The sequence below is a fragment of the Candidatus Mycoplasma haematohominis genome (assembly GCF_902712995.1).
Classification (GTDB): domain Bacteria; phylum Bacillota_I; class Bacilli_A; order Mycoplasmatales; family Mycoplasmoidaceae; genus Eperythrozoon_B; species Eperythrozoon_B haematohominis.
On sequence record NZ_CACTIB010000033.1, the window covers coordinates 1 to 1,433 of the forward strand.

The following is a 1,433-nucleotide window of genomic DNA, read 5'->3' on the forward strand; positions in this document are numbered from 1 at the left end:
TGAGAATACAAGTAAAGAGCAGAGGTTAGAAAAGTTGAAATCTGCTTGCGAAACCAGATACAAAGTGGCATTTGAAACTGATAAAGACAAAGATACTATGAGATTCTGTTCTTTACAAGGAAAGCAAGATTAGTTGGTTATGTTACCCGCAGCTAAAGCAGGAATCGCTCTTGTTGTATTGGCTTCAACAAGTGTAGGAGGGTACTATCTTTTCAATTCAAACACAAAAGAAGTAAAGCAGGCTTTTGTACTTGCATCTAAAGTAAAAAAAGATTTAGATAGTGCCTATCCATCTGGTAAGTTCGGAAATGATTATTCAATTTACATGATTGATCCTAACAATGAGAAAAACAAATGATGATGAGAAGAGGTTTATGAAGCTTTTAAATCTGATGTGAGTGGTTCATCTGCAACAAGTAAATTCAGCACTGAATTTCAGAACGTTAGTGCTATAGATCAGGCTTATTCAAAAAAGGATACCGATACTAAAGCATTAAATCAAGTATGTGAAGTTGCTTTTAAAAAGTCAAAAGATGAAGTTACAGCCTCTACTAAACCTAATTATGAAGATAATGTTTGAACATATTGTTCAATACTTAGATCTAAGCCAAAAGTAATACCTTCTTCCGGCGATACAACTTATACAGGCAAGAATGGAGAAACACATAAAGGTAAAGCCGTTTCTGTTTCTACAGAAGATGATGGAGCTAATAAATCATTTTGAGATTTAAGGAATAAAGAATTCTTTGATATTGTTTCTTCTAAATCATCGGGCGATTTAGCAAAAGGAAGTATTTTTAAAACTTTATATGGAAAGAAAAACGATGTAAGAGGGAGTGAAGATACTGTAAAAAAGGTATGTCAAGACGCTTATGGAAAAGGCAGTTCTGAAAACAACGAAGCAAGTGAAGAGGATATTAAAAGATTTTGTTATTTAGTTCCTGATATTACCCCTAGTTAATTAATGGATCCAGTAAAAGGAGCAGCCGGCCTAGGAGCTGTAGCGTTAGTAGTCGGTGGAGGATACGCTTTAAAAGGAGGATTGGATAATTGAACTCCTGAACATTCCTTTCTATCTGAAATGGATAAGTTTAAGGAAATATATACTGACAAAACTTTTGGAAGAATATACGGAAAGTATTTAATAGATCCGAGCAAAGATGAGGCTTGATGAAATAAACAATTTAATGAGGTTTGGAAGAAAGATTATGAGCCTAAAGATGGGGTTGCAAAGAATAATGGTGAGAATGATGAATTTAAAAAAGATACAAAAGTAGATAAAGCTTTTGGTGCAAGCGGTGATACGAAAGCTTTGAATAGGGTTTGCGATACTGCATACAAAAAGGATTCAAAAGAACACATAAAGCCAGAATCCGGCAATGATCCAACAAAGAAGAAATACAGAGAAGCTATTTGGAAATACTGTTCTATTT

At 34.1% G+C, this 1,433-nt stretch carries 2 protein-coding genes; both read left to right on the top strand.

The annotated features are described in order from the left end of the window. Positions 1–139 precede the first annotated feature (139 nt). The gene (locus H6411_RS05740; RefSeq protein ID WP_216083696.1) at positions 140–961 is read left to right on the top strand and encodes a hypothetical protein; all 822 of its coding nucleotides are present in this window, start codon (positions 140–142) and stop codon (positions 959–961) included. Between the two features lie 3 nt (positions 962–964). Beyond that, on the top strand, positions 965–1,433 hold a 469-nt coding region (locus H6411_RS05745; RefSeq protein ID WP_216083697.1), incomplete at its 3' end, for a hypothetical protein.